Origin of the sequence: Bradyrhizobium sp. Bra64 (genome assembly GCF_024519875.1) — a bacterium.
In the GTDB taxonomy this organism is placed as follows: domain Bacteria; phylum Pseudomonadota; class Alphaproteobacteria; order Rhizobiales; family Xanthobacteraceae; genus Bradyrhizobium; species Bradyrhizobium japonicum_G.
The window spans coordinates 323,270-339,503 of record NZ_JALJRD010000007.1; the positions used below are offsets into that span (position 1 = coordinate 323,270).

The 16,234-nt window shown below is 65.4% G+C and carries 16 protein-coding genes; 1 reads left to right on the top strand and 15 read right to left on the bottom strand.

The features are described 5' to 3' along the window. Positions 1 to 44 precede the first annotated feature (44 nt). From NR187_RS22195 to murJ, 14 genes are all read right to left on the bottom strand, one after another. The gene (locus tag NR187_RS22195) at positions 45 to 458 is read right to left on the bottom strand and encodes a helix-turn-helix domain-containing protein (protein WP_008131807.1); all 414 of its coding nucleotides are present in this window, start codon (positions 456 to 458) and stop codon (positions 45 to 47) included. A gap of 231 nt (positions 459 to 689) precedes the next feature. Further along, the gene (gene lnt / locus NR187_RS22200) at positions 690 to 2,303 is read right to left on the bottom strand and encodes an apolipoprotein N-acyltransferase (protein ID WP_211383906.1); all 1,614 of its coding nucleotides are present in this window, start codon (positions 2,301 to 2,303) and stop codon (positions 690 to 692) included. After that, positions 2,300 to 3,415: a hemolysin family protein gene (locus tag NR187_RS22205; RefSeq protein ID WP_249129069.1), complete on the bottom strand. Its 1,116-nt coding sequence runs from the start codon at positions 3,413 to 3,415 to the stop codon at positions 2,300 to 2,302. The genes lnt and NR187_RS22205 overlap by 4 nt, the downstream gene beginning before the upstream one ends. A gap of 1 nt (position 3,416) precedes the next feature. Continuing rightward, positions 3,417 to 3,926 (bottom strand): rRNA maturation RNase YbeY, encoded by a 510-nt coding sequence (ybeY, locus tag NR187_RS22210; protein WP_211383908.1) that lies wholly within the window; start codon positions 3,924 to 3,926, stop codon positions 3,417 to 3,419. Positions 3,927 to 3,986: 60 nt separating this feature from the next. Further along, positions 3,987 to 4,982, bottom strand: coding sequence for a PhoH family protein (locus NR187_RS22215; RefSeq protein ID WP_014438680.1), 996 nt, complete (start codon positions 4,980 to 4,982; stop codon positions 3,987 to 3,989). Between the two features lie 64 nt (positions 4,983 to 5,046). Further along, on the bottom strand, positions 5,047 to 6,435 hold the full coding sequence (miaB, locus tag NR187_RS22220) for a tRNA (N6-isopentenyl adenosine(37)-C2)-methylthiotransferase MiaB (RefSeq protein ID WP_211383909.1): 1,389 nt from the start codon (positions 6,433 to 6,435) through the stop codon (positions 5,047 to 5,049). Positions 6,436 to 6,611: 176 nt separating this feature from the next. Continuing rightward, positions 6,612 to 7,292: an HAD family hydrolase gene (locus NR187_RS22225; protein ID WP_211383910.1), complete on the bottom strand. Its 681-nt coding sequence runs from the start codon at positions 7,290 to 7,292 to the stop codon at positions 6,612 to 6,614. Between the two features lie 52 nt (positions 7,293 to 7,344). Continuing rightward, a complete protein-coding gene (locus NR187_RS22230; protein WP_211383911.1) occupies positions 7,345 to 7,800 on the bottom strand; it encodes a Fur family transcriptional regulator in 456 nt (151 codons plus the stop codon). 38 nt (positions 7,801 to 7,838) lie between these two features. After that, positions 7,839 to 8,324, bottom strand: a complete 486-nt coding sequence (gene rimI, locus NR187_RS22235) for a ribosomal protein S18-alanine N-acetyltransferase (protein ID WP_211383912.1) — start codon at positions 8,322 to 8,324, stop codon at positions 7,839 to 7,841. Beyond that, positions 8,321 to 9,016 (bottom strand): tRNA (adenosine(37)-N6)-threonylcarbamoyltransferase complex dimerization subunit type 1 TsaB, encoded by a 696-nt coding sequence (gene tsaB, locus NR187_RS22240; protein WP_256807600.1) that lies wholly within the window; start codon positions 9,014 to 9,016, stop codon positions 8,321 to 8,323. The genes rimI and tsaB overlap by 4 nt, the downstream gene beginning before the upstream one ends. Positions 9,017 to 9,186: 170 nt before the next feature. After that, positions 9,187 to 9,756, bottom strand: a complete 570-nt coding sequence (locus tag NR187_RS22245; protein ID WP_211383914.1) for a NifU family protein — start codon at positions 9,754 to 9,756, stop codon at positions 9,187 to 9,189. 157 nt (positions 9,757 to 9,913) lie between these two features. Next, positions 9,914 to 10,408, bottom strand: a complete 495-nt coding sequence (locus NR187_RS22250; RefSeq protein WP_256807602.1) for a universal stress protein — start codon at positions 10,406 to 10,408, stop codon at positions 9,914 to 9,916. Positions 10,409 to 10,516: 108 nt separating this feature from the next. Beyond that, positions 10,517 to 11,569, bottom strand: coding sequence for a tryptophan--tRNA ligase (gene trpS / locus NR187_RS22255; protein ID WP_256807603.1), 1,053 nt, complete (start codon positions 11,567 to 11,569; stop codon positions 10,517 to 10,519). Between the two features lie 73 nt (positions 11,570 to 11,642). Further along, positions 11,643 to 13,193 carry a murein biosynthesis integral membrane protein MurJ gene (gene murJ / locus NR187_RS22260; RefSeq protein ID WP_256807604.1) on the bottom strand — a complete coding sequence of 517 codons (1,551 nt, stop codon included), beginning with the start codon at positions 13,191 to 13,193 and terminating at the stop codon, positions 11,643 to 11,645. 125 nt (positions 13,194 to 13,318) lie between these two features. Between murJ and NR187_RS22265 the strand changes: the two genes are divergently transcribed. Beyond that, positions 13,319 to 14,320 (top strand): adenosine kinase, encoded by a 1,002-nt coding sequence (locus NR187_RS22265; RefSeq protein WP_256807605.1) that lies wholly within the window; start codon positions 13,319 to 13,321, stop codon positions 14,318 to 14,320. Positions 14,321 to 14,437: 117 nt separating this feature from the next. Here NR187_RS22265 and NR187_RS22270 read toward each other — a convergent pair whose 3' ends face one another. Then, positions 14,438 to 16,144 carry an AMP-binding protein gene (locus NR187_RS22270; protein WP_256807606.1) on the bottom strand — a complete coding sequence of 569 codons (1,707 nt, stop codon included), beginning with the start codon at positions 16,142 to 16,144 and terminating at the stop codon, positions 14,438 to 14,440. Between the last annotated feature and the right edge of the window lie 90 nt (positions 16,145 to 16,234).

Sequence of the window (16,234 nt, forward strand, 5' to 3'; positions counted from 1 at the left end):
ATAGGCCAGATTTGACGCAGTCTCAAATCGGATTGAGACGGGCGTCAGCGTTTGTCGGGACCTTCGCGGGCCGCGATCTGCTCGACGAGATCGACGATCGAGCGGCGCATCTTCGAATCGGTGATTCGGGTGAACGCCTTGGTCAAAGCAAGACCTTCGGAAGTCGCGAGGAAGTCCGAGACATAGGAGGGCGATGCGCCTTCGGCGAAGCCGTCCGGGCCGGCCACGCCGCTAGGCCCGCCTTCGAACAGGAACGACACCGGCACCTGGAGTATCTCGGCGATCTGCTGGATACGGCTCGCACCGACCCGGTTCGTGCCCTTCTCATATTTCTGGATCTGCTGGAAAGTCAGGCCCAAAGCTTCACCGAGCTTTTCCTGGCTCATGCCCAACATGATGCGGCGCATTCGCACGCGGCTGCCGACATATTTGTCAACAGGGTTGGGCGCTTTCGACATTTCCTCAGCCTCCAAACACCACCTTCGGCGCAATCATCAGGAATGCCTCGGGTGTCAGCATCGTCAAAATCAGACCCTGTTATTGGGAAACATTGCGGAGAAATTTAGCAATGCCCACTGTCTTTTGCAGCCGGCGCAGAATGAGGAGGCCGCGTGCAGTCTGTCAACCGTGGGACTACGGTTGTCAAAGGATTCCGGTCGCCTCGACCGAAAACCGCTAGCGAGGTGTGATCACGGATGCCGTTTGGCAACACGTCGCCGTACCGCCAGAAGCACAGCCAGCGCGACGAGCATGGCTGCGGGGATGTCGCCCACCCTTGCATAGACGGTCGGCGGGATTGCGGCGGGCAGACTTGCATCCAAAATGCCTTCGACGCCGAGGCCGAGGCTGGCAACGGTTCGTCCCACCGGATCGATCACCGCCGAGACGCCGGTATTGGCGGAGCGCACCAGTGGAAGTCCGAGCTCGATCGCGCGCATCCGCGCCTGCTCGAGATGCTGATAGGGACCGGTCGAAATGCCGAACCAACCGTCATTGGTGAGGTTCACGATCCAGCCCGGACGCTCGTTGCGCCCGGCAACCTCGCCGGGAAAAATTGCCTCGTAGCAGATCAGCGGCAGCGCGCTGGGCGCGCCCGGCACTGGAAGCGCGTGCCGCACGGTGCCGGGAATGAAGCCGCCGCGCACGCGCGTCAGTTGCTCGAAGCCGAGCTTCTCCATCAGGTCCTGGTAGGGAAGGAATTCGCCGAACGGCACGAGATGCAACTTGTCGTAGACCGCGAGCACGCTGCCGTCGTGGTCGATCACGTAGATCGAATTATAGGCGCGCGTGATCGGCGTGCCCCGCGGCAGGTCGGGCGCGCGGACCGAGCCCGTGATCAGCACTGTGCCCTTGGGCAGAAGCTCGGCGATTTGCGCCATCACGTCCGCTTCGCGGGTCAGGAAGAACGGAAAGGCGGATTCCGGCCAGATCAGGATGGTGGCATCGCGCACGCCAGTCGATTGCGGCCCGGAGGCGCGGTCCGACAGCGCCAGATATTTCTTCATCACCTCCGCCTTGGCGGCGTAGTTGAATTTCGCGTCCTGCTGGAGGTCCGGCTGCATCAGGCGCAGCTTGGTGCCCGCGACCATCGTGGTCGGATGCAGCGACAGGCGGATCGCGCCGAAGATGCCCATGACGAGCAGGAGCGCAATCGCAGCGGCCGGAGCGCGCCACGCCGGGCGGCGATCAGGCGTGCGGTCGATCAGCGCCGCGGGGCTCGCGAAGATCGCAACGCTGAGGAACGTCATGCCCCACAGGCCGATCAGCGAGGCCGTCTGCGCCAGCGGCAGCGGCTCGGACAAGGCGTAGCCGAAGGCATTCCAGGGAAAGCCGGTCAGCGCGTGACCGCGCAGCCATTCGGCGATGGTGAGGCTTGCGGCGAGCGCCAGAATGCGCGTGGCATCCTTGGTCCAGAGCAGGCGGGCGAGCGCAAATCCGATCGCCGTGAAGATCGAGAGATAGGCCGGCAGGCCAAGCACGGCGAACGGCGTCAGCCAGGCGAATGTATCGGCATCGACGAAGAAGGCGTAGCCGATCCAGTAGAGGCCGGGGACGAAATAGCCGAGCCCGAACCAGTAGCCGGTCAGCGCCGCGGCAGGAATGCCGCGGTATCGTCCAGCACCGGCACCGTCGATCAGCCAGACCAGCACCGGGAGCGTGATGAATAGCACCGGGAAGATGTTGAACGGCGCCAGCGCCAGCACCGACAGCGCGCCGGCGGCCATGGCGATGACGGCGCGCTTCCATCCCCAGGTGAGGATGACGGCAAGCGCTATCTGCCGAAATCGCTGGAACGGGCTCACTGCGGACCGGTCCCGTCGCTTGGCGGGGTGGGCGTGTCGCTGGCCGCCGGTTGACTGCCATCCGGCGTAACCTCGCGGCGGCGGCTCTCGCGCTGGGTGCGCGGCGCGGGACGCTCCTTCCGCGTCGAGATCCGCAGCCGCTTGACGCGGCGCGGATCGGCATCGAGCACCTCGACCTCGTAATGGCCGGGGCCGGAGATGACTTCGCCGCGCACCGGCAGACGCCCGACGAAGCTGACGAGATAGCCGCCCAGCGTCTCCACTTCCTCGCCGGCCTCGCCGGTGACGAAATCCTCGCCGATCACGGTGCGGACGTCGTCGAGGCTGGCGCGCGCATCGGCGATGAAGGCGTTGTCGGGCAGCCGTACGATCGAGGGCGGCTCGTCGCTGTCATGTTCGTCGTCGATCTCGCCGACGATCTGCTCGACGATGTCCTCCAGCGAAACCAGCCCGTCGCTGCCGCCATATTCGTCGACCACCAGCGCCAGATGAATGCGCGTGGCCTGCATCTGCGCGAGCAGGTCGATCGCCCGCATCGACGGCGGCACGTAGAGCAGCTTGCGGATGATGCGCGCATCCTGAAGCGGCAGCGCCAGATCGACCGTACGCAGATCGAGACCGGCCGGCAGCGGCTTCTTGCGCTTGGTCTTCGTGGCCTCCGACACGCGGGCACGCGCGGTCATGAAGGCGAGCAGATCGCGGATGTGGACGATGCCGACGGGATCATCGAGCGTCTCGTTGTAGACCACGAGGCGCGAATGGCCGGCGCTCTCGAACCGGTCCATCAACTCACCAAGCGGGATGTCGCGCTTCACCGCGATGATGTCGGCGCGATGCACCATGACGTCGGCGATGCGGCGCTCGTGCAGGCCGAGGATGTTGCGCAGCATGGTGCGCTCGACGGTCGAGAAGCCGGTGTCGTCGGGCGTCGTGGCGTCCAGCACGACCTGGAGGTCGTCGCGGACCGATCCCGCCTTCCAGCCGAACAGCGTGCGGATGGCACGCAGCAGCCAGCCTTCCGCGGTCGGGCGCGTCATCTCGCCCGGCGTCACCACGGCCGGCAGATTGGCCGTGTTGCGCGGATTGTCGTGGATCGGTTCGGAATCCGGCATCTCAGTGCGTCCCCGCGCGGTCGGCATAGGGATCGGGGATGCCGAGATGAGCCAGGATCTCCCGTTCGAGGGCTTCCATCTCCTCGGCGTCGCCGTCGTTCTCGTGGTCATAGCCGACCAGATGCAGGAAACCGTGCACGGCGAGATGGCTCAAATGATGATCGAACGGCTTCTGCTCCTCGTCCGCCTCGCGCCGCATGGTCTCGTACGCGATCGCGATGTCGCCGAGCATGCGCGGCGCGTCGCCCGGCTTCCATTCGCCTTCCGGCTGAAGCGCGGGAAACGACAGCACATTGGTCGGCTTGTCGATGCCGCGCCAGTTGCTGTTGAGCGTGCGGATGCCGGAATCATCGGTCAGCATTACAGCCACTTCCGCCTCCGCGACGTCTGCATCGACACTCTCTGCGGCGGCCGCAACGGCGCGCTGGATCACGGCTTCGGAATCGGGCTCACGCTGCCAGCAATCGGCGACGACGAGGACCTCGGTGATGGGAAGGTTGGGGTGTGACATTCTCTTTGTTCGGAACGAAAAGGCGCCTGCGTCCGCGCCCAAATTGTCCGGTTGTTGTCGTCAGGATTTACCGGCGGCCGGCCGCTGCGGCTGCCCTTCATAGGCGGAGACGATCCGCGCCACGAGCTCGTGGCGAATCACGTCCTCGGCCTTGAAATGAACTTGCGCAATGCCTTCGACGCCGCTCAGCAGCCGGGTCGCCTCGGCGAGACCCGAGGTCTGGCCGTTCGGCAGGTCGATCTGCGAGGGATCGCCGGTCACGATCATGCGGCTGTTCTCGCCGAGACGGGTCAGGAACATCTTCATCTGCATCGACGTGGTGTTCTGCGCCTCGTCCAGGATGATGGCGGCGTTGGTCAGCGTGCGGCCGCGCATGAAAGCGAGCGGCGCGATCTCGATCTCGCCGGTCTGCAGCGCACGCTCGACGATGCGCGCATCCATGAGGTCGTAGAGCGCGTCGTAGATCGGGCGCAGATAGGGATCGACCTTCTCGCGGAGGTCGCCGGGCAAGAAGCCGAGCCGCTCGCCGGCTTCCACCGCCGGACGCGACAGGATGATCTTGTCGACCTCCTTGCGCTCGAACAGTTGCGCGGCATGCGCGACCGCGAGCCAGGTCTTGCCGGTGCCGGCGGGGCCGATGCCGAACACCAGCTCGTGGCGCTTCAGCGCCCGGATATAGGAATCCTGCGCGGCCGTGCGCGCGCGGACCGGGCGCTTGCGCAGATTGATGCTGTCGAAGGTCGATTTGGCCGACTTGGCGTCGAACTCGAACAGTGAGCCTTGCGCGATCACCGCACGGATCGCGCCTTCGACCTCGCCCTGGTCGAGGTCCTGCCCCTTCACCGCTTGCGCGTAGAGCGTCTCCAGCACGCGGCGAGCGGCGTCGCAGCCGTCGCGCGAGCCGCCGATGGTGATGTGGTTGCCCTTGGAGTCGACGACGACGCCGAGCCGCCGCTCGATCTGCGCGAGATGCTGGCCGTAAGGGCCTACCAGCGCGGAAGCGGCGCGGTTGTCGTCGAAGTCGATGACGACCTGGGTCTCGGGCGGAACCTGCATGTCGCGGTCAAATTTGCGGCTGGAAGCGATAGAAGACGAATCCGATGCGCTTTTTGGCAAGGGTTCAAGCTCCAGTGGCAATGGGCGATAAAGCGGGCTCGCGTGCCGTGGCGAGCTCACCGAGGAAACTGTAGCGTTCGAGACTGTCGATCCGGACCGGCAGGATTTGTCCGATGATGTCGGGCGAGGCCATCACATGCGCCGGCTGGAGAAATGCAGTGCGGCCCACGATCTGGCCGTCCTTGCGGGCCGGACGCTCGAACAGCACATCGACCGTTGAGCCAATCGCAGCCTTGTTGAAGGCCGATTGCTGGCTGTCGATCAATTCCTGGAGCCGCACCAATCGCTGGTCCATCTCGGCGGGGGACACCGTCTCCTGCATATCCGCGGCCGGCGTTCCCGGCCGGGCGGAGTATTTGAACGAATAAGCCGCAGCGTAGCCGATTTGCGTGACAAGCGCGAGTGTGGCGAGAAAATCTTGCTTGCTCTCGCCGGGGAAGCCGACGATAAAATCTGATGAAAAAGCAATGTCTTGGCGGGCGGACCGGAATCGGTCGACGACACGCCGGTAATCATCGGCGGTATGTTTCCGGTTCATGGCGGCCAGAATCCGGTCCGAGCCCGACTGCACCGGCAGGTGCACGAACGGCATCAAGGCGTCGAGATCGCGATGGGCTGCAATCAAGCTGTCATCGACGTCGCGGGGGTGGCTGGTCGAATAGCGCAGCCGCGCGACGCCGGGAATCCGCGCCAGATGTTCCAGCAGCCTGCCGAGCGGCCAGCTTTTCCCGTCCGGTCCCTCGCCGTGATAGGCGTTGACGTTCTGCCCGATCAGCGTGAGCTCGCGCACGCCGTTCTCGGTGAGCCGCCTCACGTCGTCGACGATCTTCGCCACGGGCCGCGAGACTTCCGAGCCTCGCGTGTAAGGCACGACGCAAAAAGTACAGAACTTGTCGCAGCCTTCCTGCACCGTGACGAAGGCGGAAATGCCGCGCGCGCGGATCGCGTCGGGCTTGGGCTGGGCGAGGAAGCCGAACTTGTCGGCGGCCGGAAATTCGGTCTCAATCGCGCGGCCCTCGTCGGCGGCGCGCTTCAAAAGCTCCGGCAGATGATGATAGCTCTGCGGTCCCACCACGACGTCGACCACGGGCGCGCGGCGCACGATCTCCCCGCCCTCGGCCTGCGCCACGCAGCCCGCGACCGCGATCTGCATCGCGCGGCCCTCGCGTGCGGCCTCGTCCTTGGCAAGGCGCAGCCTGCCGAGCTCGGAATAGACCTTTTCGGAGGCCTTCTCGCGGATATGGCAAGTGTTGAGGATGACGAGGTCGGCGTCCTCGGCGCTGGCCGTCTCCACGAATCCTTCCGGAGCCAGCGTGTCCACCATGCGCTGGGCATCGTAGACGTTCATCTGGCAGCCATATGATTTGATGTGCAGCTTGCGCGGCGGCGTCATGGAACCCGGAATGGAGGTGGGGGACAGCCCTCAGATATAGACTGGAGCGGCGAAAATCCAGCAATGAAGCCCCTTCTGGCCGTCATTCCGGGGCGGCGCCAACGCGAACCCGGAATCCAGAGGTTTTGAGGCGAGATTGCCGGGGCGGTGCTGCGAAATGGGCCAAATAGCCGAAATCAGCCCGCCAGGGCGTCCGCCTCGACCCGCCGGACCAACTCCGGCAATTGATGCATGTCGGCGAAAGTCAGGTCGGCACCGGCCCGGCGCAGGGTCTCGGCATGGCCATCCCCGCAATGTGCGCCGCCGCAGAAGCCGAACACGATCATGCCGGCCGCGCGAGCGCCGGCAATGCCGGCAAGACTGTCCTCGATCACGACGCAGCGCTCGGGCGCCACACCCATCTCCTTGGCCGCGAACAGAAACAGGTCCGGCGACGGCTTGCCGTTCTTGACCTGCGAGGCCGAAAATATGTTTGGCGCGAGACGCTCATAGAGTCCAGTGCTCCCCAAGCTCACCTGCATGCGCTGATGCGAACCGCTCGAGGCGACACAGACGTGCTGGGTCACGACATCGAGCACGTCGTGAATGCCGCGGATCGCTTCGAGCTCGGCTTCGAATGCGCGGAACAGCTCGTCCTGCAGATCACCGTGATAGGCTTCGGGCAGCTTGCAGCCGAGTTCGGCCTCGATCTCGAGATTGGCCTGCCGCGTCGAGCGGCCGAGGAAACGTTCGAACACCTGCTCCGATGTGATCGGATAGCCGTGCCTGGTCAGCACGTCCGCATGCGCGCGACAGGAGATCACCTCGCTGTCCACGAGCACGCCGTCGCAATCGAAGATGATGAGATCTATCGGCACTAAGGCATGATCCGGAAAAGTGTGAAGCGGTTTTCCGACAAGATCATGCCACTTAGGACGTCGGCGTGTCGTCGTCGAGCGGGACGCAATAGAGCTCGAGCCGGTGATCGACCAGCTTGTAGCCGAGCTTGCGGGCGATCTCCGCCTGCAGCTTCTCGATCTCTTCGGAGGTGAACTCGATCACCGTGCCGTCGCGCAGGTTGATGAGGTGGTCGTGGTGGCTGTCGCGCATCGTCTCGTAGCGCGCGCGGCCCTCGCGGAAATCATGGCGCTCGATGATGCCGGCATCCTCGAACAGCTTGACGGTGCGATACACCGTCGAGATCGAGATCTTGTCGTCGACGGCGACACAGCGCCGGTACAGTTCCTCGACATCGGGATGATCGATCGCTTCCGCGAGCACGCGGGCGATGACGCGGCGCTGCTCGGTCATGCGCATGCCGGTCGCGGCACAGCGCGCCTCGATGCCGGACGCCTTGGATGCGGAGGAAGGTTTCAGTGCGGTCATGATCTGTCTGCCTGACGGGGCGCTTTCTGCCATCAATGTTACGACAAGTCACGCCGCATCAGAAGGGCGTTCAATTGTTCCCCGTTCGGCTGGTTATAGTAGCGTTCTCGGCGCCCGACCACCACGAATCCGGCGCGGTCGTAGAGGCGCCGTGCCGGCTGGTTGTTTTCCTCGACCTCGAGAAATATTGTGCGCACGCCGTGCCCCGCGAGATGGCCGAGATGGGTCATCAGCAGCGTGCGGGAGAGGCCGCGGCCGCGATGGGCATGGTCGACCGCGATCGAGAGGATTTCCGCTTCGTCCGCGCCGATCCGCGACACCGCGAAGCCGACCGTCTTGCGGCCGAGGCGCAACCGGTGCACCAGCGTATTGCGCTCGGTGAGCATGCTCTCGAATTCGCTTTCGCCCCACCCGCGCGCGAAAGAGGCGCCGTGAAGCTGCGCGAGCCGCGCGGCGTCGCGCGCGGATGCGGGGTCGACGGCGGCCGTGCCGCCGCGCCACCATTCCGACAACCATCTCATCATGAGGTCGCGGCTCGTGCTGCGAGCGGCGGCTGCGCGACCGGCTTTGCATCGGGCGCGCGCAGATAGAACGGCCGCGCCGGATTGGCCTCGGGATCGGCCGCGGCGCCAAGCCATGCGACCCAGCCGATGTCGGGCGCGGGCTGCGCATCGACCGCGACCGGCTGAGGTGCATCCTTTGGCCAGCGCTCGGCGAGGATATTTGCGGCATTGCCGACCAGGTGAGGCGCGCCGAATTGCGAGGCCGCGATCGCCTCGTCGATGGGGACAACGCCCGGCCGTACCAGTTGGCTGCCGTCGCCGGCCACGATCTGGAAGTAGACGTGGTCGTGCCGCGCATCGATCGCCGAAATCACCGGTGCCGTTCCGCTCTGCCCGACGACGGTGGCAGCATAGGCGGATAACGTCGTCAACCCGACGGCGGGCCGCTTTGCCGCAAGCGCAAGGCCGCGGGCCGCCGAAATGCCGACGCGGAGGCCCGTGAAACTTCCCGGGCCGACGGTGACGGCAATGCGGTCGAGCGAGGTGAAGGCCAGATTTGCCGATTGCATGACGCGCGCGATCATCGGCATCAGCGCCTCGGCATGGCCGCGCTTCATGAGAAGCTGCTCCTGCGCAAGCAGCTGCCCGGCGTCGGTGTCGAGCACGGCGGCCGCACACGCCTCCAGCGCGGTGTCGATGGCAAGGATCAGCATGGAACGATCGTAGCATCATCCGTCAGGGAATGCTCGTCGTCATGGCGGGGCTCGTCCCGGCCATCCACGTCTTTGCAGCCCCAGAACGTGGATGCCCGGCGCGTCTAGCGCGAAGACGGGCTTCGCGCTCGCGGCCGGGCATGACGGTGTGGGGGCATCCGGCCCCTGGGTTACATCGGCCGGACTTCGACCACGTCGGGCACGAAGTGCTTGAGCAGGTTCTGGATGCCGTGCTGGAGCGTCGCGGTCGATGACGGGCAGCCGGCGCATGAACCCTTCATGTTGAGATAGACGATGCCGTCCTTGAAGCCGCGGAAGGTGATGTCGCCGCCGTCATTGGCGACTGCCGGCCGCACCCGGGTCTCGATCAGGTCCTTGATCATGTCGACCGTTTCTGCGTCGGCCTCGTCGAAGAACTCGTCCTCGTCGTCAAGATCGGCATCGCTTTGCGCCGCACCGTCGGCGAGCAACGGCGCGCCCGACATGTAGTGCTCCATGATGGCGCCCAGGATCGCGGGCTTGAGCTGCTGCCATTCACCGTTCGCCTTGGTCACGGTGATGAAGTCCGATCCGTAGAACACGCCGGTGACACCGGGTACCTCGAACAGCTTTTCGGCGAGCGGCGAGCGAGAGGCCGATTCGCGGCTCGCAAATTCCATCGGACCGCCATCGACGACGACGCGGCCGGGAATGAATTTCAGCGTGGCGGGATTGGGGGTGGCTTCGGTTTGAATGAACATGGTTTTCTCCGGACGTCGCCGGTTCAAGGCCGGCGCGTGAGCTATCCAGTAGCAGATGGCGACGGCGAACGCACGGTCAAGGGGGCGGAGGGCATTCGTCCATGATTTTCAGAGGGTTAGGGCGGTGCTTACGCTGCGCGGGAGGGCAGGACGCGGCCTACGACAGCGAATCCACGCTTCCGTCGCTGAGGGCGCCGGAAATGATCGTCACCGGCACCGGGAACGTCCCCAGCGCGTTCTTCAGCAGCGAGACCAGCGGCCCCGGACCTTCCGCGCCGGGATTGGCGGCGAGCACGAGCATGGCGATGTCGGGGTCCGCGTCGATCACCGCGAGCAGTTGTTCCATCGCGGCACCCTCGCGGATCACCCGTTCCGGCGTGATCGCGGCGATGCCATTGGCGCGGCCAGCGGCGCGGTCGAGCGCGGCTTCCGCCGCTTCCTGCGCCTCGGCGCGCATGATGTCGGCGACACCCAGCCATTCCTGGGTCTGCTGTTCGGGCTCGATGATGCGCAGCATCACAACGCCGCCGCCGGCGCGGATCGCCCAGCGGCTGGCATAATAGACCGCACGGTCCCATTCGGCGGTGTCGTCGACGATGACGAGGCATTTGGGCTTGTGACCCGGCTCGAAGCAAAGTCGCTGGCTGGTCATGCATGTCCCGGCGTGTGCGCAACCGACATGCTGCCACACTCCCCCGCGCTTGGGGAGAGGAGAAGCGGCCGGCGCCGCGGCGCAGGCCGTGTTTCGTAGATGCTGCGATCAGCGCCGGCGGATGAAGCCGACGATATCCTTCGAGAGGTTCATGGTCTCTTCGGCGATGGTGCGGGCACGGTCGGCGCCATCGTTCAGGATCGCGTCGATATGGCCGGGATCGGCGACGAGGCGCTTCATCTCGCCGGCGATCGGCGAGAGTTTCGTGACGCACAAATCCACCAGCGCGTTCTTGAAGCTGGAGAACTGGCCGCCGCCGAAATCGCGGAGCACGTCGGCCTTGGAACGGTCGGAGAGCGCGGCGAAGATGCCGACGAGATTGTCGGCCTCGGGGCGCGCTTCCAGGCCCTTCTCCTCGGTCGGCAGCGGCTCCGGATCGGTCTTCGCCTTGCGCACCTTCTGCGCGATGGTGTCGGCGTCGTCGGTCAGATTGATGCGCGAATTGTCGGACGCGTCCGACTTCGACATCTTCTTGGTGCCGTCGCGCAGGCTCATCACGCGGGTCGCCGGTCCCGTGATCAGCGGCTCCGGCAGCGGGAAGAACAGTCCGTCATTGGCGCCGTGGCTGCGGATCGAATCGCCGAAATCATTGTTGAACTTCTGAGCGATGTCGCGCGAGAGCTCGAGATGCTGCTTCTGGTCCTCGCCGACCGGAACGTGGGTGGCGCGGTAGAGCAGGATGTCGGCGGCCATCAGCACGGGATAGTCGAACAGCCCGACGGACGCATTCTCGCGGTCCTTGCCGGCCTTCTCCTTGAACTGGGTCATGCGGCCGAGCCAGCCCATGCGCGCGACGCAGTTGAATATCCAGGCGAGCTCGGCATGGCCCGAGACCTGGCTCTGGTTGAACACGATGTGCTTGCTCGGATCGATGCCGCTCGCGATGAACGCCGCCGTCACCTCGCGGGTGTTGCGTGCAAGCTCGACCGGCCCGCCCCAGACGTCCACGCCCTGCGTGATCGCGTGCATGTCGACGACGCAGTAGATGCAGTTGTGGGTTTCCTGCATTTTCACGAAGTTGACGATCGCACCGAGGTAATTGCCGAGGTGCAGATTGCCCGTCGGCTGGACGCCCGAAAAAACCCGTTCAACGAATGCCATGGCAGCTTTCCTGCGAGATACGGGGCGTCGTTTCCAACAGCGGCGCTGCCCCGTCAAGGGTATTTCTGTGAGCTCAGGCGCCCGGATCGGGCCGGACGGAGCGCTTCAGGGCACCGGCCGCCTCGCGCCACGACGCGACGCCGAGGATTTGCAGGAGCACGCCATAGACGGAGATTCCGGCGGCGATCTGCAAGCCCAGCGCAATGAAGCGGATCAGCCCGTGGGCCTCCGAAGGCACGAGGCCCGCGCTCAGCCACAGCAGGGCGCCCATGGCGAAAGCGGCGAGCACGATCCGCGGCAGCCGCTTTCGCGCGGCAGCGTCGACCGAGAAGCCGAATTCGCCGGTGCCTTTTCGGAGCAGGGAGAACGCGCTGCTCCAGGCCCCGGCCGCGATGCTGGCCGCGATTCCGCTTGCGCCAAAGTAGTGGCCGAGCAGCACGGCGAGGACGACCGCGACCGCAAAACCCTTGGCCGTTGCGAGCAGCGGCGTCATCGTGTCGCTGCGGGCGTAGAAGGCCGGCGAGAGCGCCTTGATCAGCACATGCGCCGGCAGGCCCAGCGCCAGCCACATCAGCGCGCGTGCGGTCGCGGTGCTGTCGTTGGCACCGAAGGCGCCATGTTCGAACAGCAGCCGCACGATCGGCTCGGCCAGCACGATCAGGCCGAGCGTCGCGGGCAGCGCCAGCCCGGTCGCGAGTTCGAGCGCGCGCGATTCCGCTTGCCCGACGGCATCACGGTCGCCGCTAGCCACCGCGCGCGTCAGCTCCGGCACCAGCACCGTGCCCATGGCGACGCCGACGATGCCGAGCGGCAGCTCGATCAGGCGGTTGGCGAAATACAGCCACGACACGGCGGAGGGCGTGGCCGAGGCGATGATTGCACCTGCGATCATCAGCCATTGCGGCCCCGAGCTTGCGATCATGCCTGGGATCGCCTTGGCGAAGAAGCCGCGCATCTGCTCGTCGAAGCTCACGCGCAGCGGCGCGGCGAGGCGGGCGCTTCGCTGCGACAGCAGCATCAACAATTGCAGCAGGCCGGCGACGCCGACGGCGGCCGCCAGCATCCACGCGGCGAAGGTCGCATCGGTGTGCCACAGCATGAGTGTCGCGATCGCGGCGATCAGCGCGATGTTGAACAGCAGCGGCGAGAACGCAGTGAGTGCAAAGCGCCCCTGTGCGTTGAGCAGCCCCATCAGCACCGTGACGGGTCCCGCGAAGGCGAGGTAAGGCAGCATCAGCCGCGCGTTCTGAACGGCGAGGTCGAGCGTGCCGCTGCCGAGGAATCCCGGCGCGATGATGGTGATGATCAATGGCATCGACAGTGCAACGGCGATCGAGATCCCGATCAGGGCCGCGCTGACGGTGGCAAGCACGCGTCCCGCAAACGCGGCCGCAGCCACTTCGCCGTCGCGGTCTCTGACCCGCAGCCAGGCCGGGATCAGCGCGGCATTCAGCGCTCCCTCGCTGAGCAGGCGCCGTACCACATTCACGAGCTGAAACGCCGCCAGAAACGCATCCGCCACGGCGCCGGTGCCGAGCAGCGCCGCGATCAGGGAATCGCGTGCGAAGCCCAGCAGCCGCGAGGCCAGCGTCCCCGTCGAGACGGTCAGGAAGGAGCGGATCATCGGAACTGCATAATACCGTTGCTTGCCCGCACAGGTCCGGTCGTGATAGGCCGCGAGCTACATTTTCAGGCAGATAGGAAGCTGATTTTCCGCCGGTCTGCAATCGGGCAACGGGATCAAAGTGAATGGCTGACGTGAAATATGACGTTCTCGGCATCGGCAACGCGCTGTTCGACGTGCTGGTCAGGACCGATGAAGCCTTTCTGGCCAAGCACGGCATGACCAAGGGCAGCATGTCCCTGATCGACGAGGCGCGGGCCGCCGCCATCTACCAGGACATGGGCCCGGCGACGGAAGTTTCGGGCGGCTCGGCCGCCAACACCATCGTCGGCATCGGCAGCCTCGGCGCACGCGCCGCCTATGTCGGCAAGGTCAAGGACGACCAGATCGGCAAGCTCTACGTCCACGATATCCGCGCCGCCGGCGTCGCCTTCAACACGCCCGCCGCGAAGGACGGCCCCGCCACCGGCTGCTCCTACATCCTGGTGACGGGCGACGGCGAGCGCACCATGAATACCTATCTCGGCGCGGCACAGGATTTGTCGCCCGCCGATATCGACCCGGCCGAGGTCGCCGCGGCCGGCATCGTCTATCTCGAGGGTTATCTGTGGGACCCCAAGAACGCCAAGGACGCCTTCGTCAAGGCCGCCAAGATCGCCCATGACGCCAAGCGCAAGGTGGCGCTGACGCTGTCGGATTCGTTCTGCGTCGATCGCTATCGTGACGAGTTTCTATCGTTGATGCGCAACGGCACCGTCGACATCGTGTTCTCAAACGAATCCGAGCTGCACTCGCTCTACATGACCTCGGATTTCGACACCGCGCTCAAGCAGCTGCGCAACGACGTCAATCTCGGCGTCGTCACCCGCAGCGAGAAGGGCTGCATGGTGGTGTCAGTGGAAGACGCCGTTGCCGCGCCCGCCTCGCCGATCAAGCAGCTGGTCGACACCACCGGCGCCGGCGACCTCTTCGCCGCCGGCTTCCTGTATGGTCTGGCGCGCAACCTGCCGTACAAGCAGTGCGGCGAGCTCGGCGCGCTCGCGGCCGCCGAAGTGATCCAGCACATCGGCGCGCGCCCGCAGGTGTCGCTGAAGGAATTGGCCCAGCAGCGCGGGCTGACGGCGTAACGCTCGTCTCTCTCTCCCGTCATCGCGAGGAGCGCAACGACGAAGCAATTCAGACTGCCGCCGCGGTAAGATTCTGGATTGCTTCGCTGCGCTGGCAATGACGACGGGGTTGGCAAGCTACGCCGTCTTCGCCGCCTTCAGCCCCAGCCGCTGCTCGACCGCCTCGCGCATTACGAATTTCTGGATCTTTCCGGTCACGGTCATCGGAAATTCGTCGACGAACTCGACGTAGCGCGGGATCTTGTTGTGGGCGATCTGGCCGTCGCAGAAAGCGCGGACCTCTTCGGCCGTCAGCGTCTCGCCGGACCGAACGCGGATCCAGGCGCAGAGCTCCTCGCCATAGCGAGTGTCGGCCACGCCGAAAATCTGCACGTCCTGAATCTTGGGGTGGCGGTACAGAAATTCCTCGATCTCGCGTGGATAGAGGTTCTCGCCGCCGCGGATCACCAGATCCTTGATGCGGCCGACGATGTTGCAATAGCCCTCGTCGTCGATGGTGGCGAGATCGCCGGTGTGCATCCAGCCGTTCGCATCAAGCACGTCTCCCGTCTTTTCCTTCTCCTCCCAATAGCCCAGCATGACGCTGTAGCCGCGGGTGCAGAGCTCGCCGCGTTCGCCGCGCCTGACGATCCTGCCTTCGAGATCGACGACCTTCACCTCGACATGCGGATGAATCCGCCCGACGGTCGAGACGCGCCGCTCGAGCGGGTCGTCTGTCGCGCTCTGGAAGCTGACCGGGCTGGTCTCGGTCATGCCGTAGGCGATGGTGACCTCGCGCATGTTCATCTCGGTGTTGACGCGCTTCATCACCTCGATCGGGCAGGGCGCGCCCGCCATGATGCCGGTGCGCAGTGATTTCAGGTTGAATTTCGAGAACTCAGGATGATCGAGCTCCGCGATGAACATGGTCGGCACGCCGTACAGCGCGGTGCATCTCTCCTGCTCGACTGCGCGGAGAGTCGCGAGCGGATCAAAACCCTCGCCGGGATAGACCATGGTCGTGCCCAGCGTGACGGATGCGAGGTTGCCCATCACCATGCCGAAGCAATGATAGAGCGGTACCGGAATGCAGATGCGATCCTGTTCGGTCAGCCGCATCGCCCGGCCGGTGAAATAGCCGTTGTTGAGGATGTTGTGATGCGTCAGCGTCACGCCCTTCGGCGATCCCGTGGTGCCGCTGGTGAACTGGATGTTGACGGGATCGTCGAACTGAAGCGTCGCGCCGAGCGCGGCAAGCTGCTCGCGATGCTTGGCGCCGCCCATGCGCGCGACGTCTTCGAAGGGGATCGTGCCCGATGCCCGGGGGCCGCCGATCTGGATCACCATCCGCAGGGACGGCAGGCGCGCCGCCTGCAACTGTCCGGGTCTTGCGCTCGCCAGCTCCGGCAACAGCGTGTTGAGCATCTCCATGTATTGGCTGGTCTTGAATGCCGTCGCGGTCACGATCGCCGCGCAGCCGACTTTCTTCAGCGCGAACTCCAGCTCGCTGAGCCGATAGGCCGGATTGATCGTGACCAGGATCAGGCCGGCCTTGGCGGCGGCGAACTGGGTCAGTGTCCATTCCGGCCGGTTCAGCGACCAGATGCCGATCCGCTCGCCGCGCTCCAGGCCGAGCGCGAGAAAACCGGCTGCAAGCGCATCGACGCGTTCGGCGAATTCCGTCCAGGTCCATCGCACCCCCTGGCTGGGCGAGACCAGCGCCTCGCGCGCGCCCCAGCGCCGCACGGCGTGGTCGAGACTGCGACCGATGGTGTCGCCGAGCAGCGGCGTGTCCGAGATGCCGCAAACGTAACTGTCGGCTTTGCCTGCAAGATCGCCCGTCAAGTTCGTCTCCTCAGATTGTCGCCTCGTGCCCGAAGCCGACGGCGTTCGGGCACGAGGCTATCCGTTGCAGGGAAGGCGCGCGACGCCGCG

What these genes read in the sequence shown, in the direction of transcription:
- NR187_RS22250 (WP_256807602.1), bottom strand. Translation starts at nt 10,408, where the DNA reads ATGACCAGCCAGCGACTTTGCTTCGAGCCGGGTCACAAGCCCAAATGC.
- murJ (WP_256807604.1), bottom strand. Translation starts at nt 13,193, where the DNA reads ATGATCCGCTCCTTCCTGACCGTCTCGACGGGGACGCTGGCCTCGCGG.
- ybeY (WP_211383908.1), bottom strand. Translation starts at nt 3,926, where the DNA reads ATGTCACACCCCAACCTTCCCATCACCGAGGTCCTCGTCGTCGCCGAT.
- NR187_RS22215 (WP_014438680.1), bottom strand. Translation starts at nt 4,982, where the DNA reads ATGCAGGTTCCGCCCGAGACCCAGGTCGTCATCGACTTCGACGACAAC.
- trpS (WP_256807603.1), bottom strand. Translation starts at nt 11,569, where the DNA reads ATGGCATTCGTTGAACGGGTTTTTTCGGGCGTCCAGCCGACGGGCAAT.
- NR187_RS22265 (WP_256807605.1), top strand. Translation starts at nt 13,319, where the DNA reads ATGGCTGACGTGAAATATGACGTTCTCGGCATCGGCAACGCGCTGTTC.
- miaB (WP_211383909.1), bottom strand. Translation starts at nt 6,435, where the DNA reads ATGACGCCGCCGCGCAAGCTGCACATCAAATCATATGGCTGCCAGATG.
- tsaB (WP_256807600.1), bottom strand. Translation starts at nt 9,016, where the DNA reads ATGCTGATCCTTGCCATCGACACCGCGCTGGAGGCGTGTGCGGCCGCC.
- NR187_RS22205 (WP_249129069.1), bottom strand. Translation starts at nt 3,415, where the DNA reads ATGCCGGATTCCGAACCGATCCACGACAATCCGCGCAACACGGCCAAT.
- rimI (WP_211383912.1), bottom strand. Translation starts at nt 8,324, where the DNA reads ATGATGAGATGGTTGTCGGAATGGTGGCGCGGCGGCACGGCCGCCGTC.
- NR187_RS22245 (WP_211383914.1), bottom strand. Translation starts at nt 9,756, where the DNA reads ATGTTCATTCAAACCGAAGCCACCCCCAATCCCGCCACGCTGAAATTC.
- NR187_RS22195 (WP_008131807.1), bottom strand. Translation starts at nt 458, where the DNA reads ATGTCGAAAGCGCCCAACCCTGTTGACAAATATGTCGGCAGCCGCGTG.
- NR187_RS22230 (WP_211383911.1), bottom strand. Translation starts at nt 7,800, where the DNA reads ATGACCGCACTGAAACCTTCCTCCGCATCCAAGGCGTCCGGCATCGAG.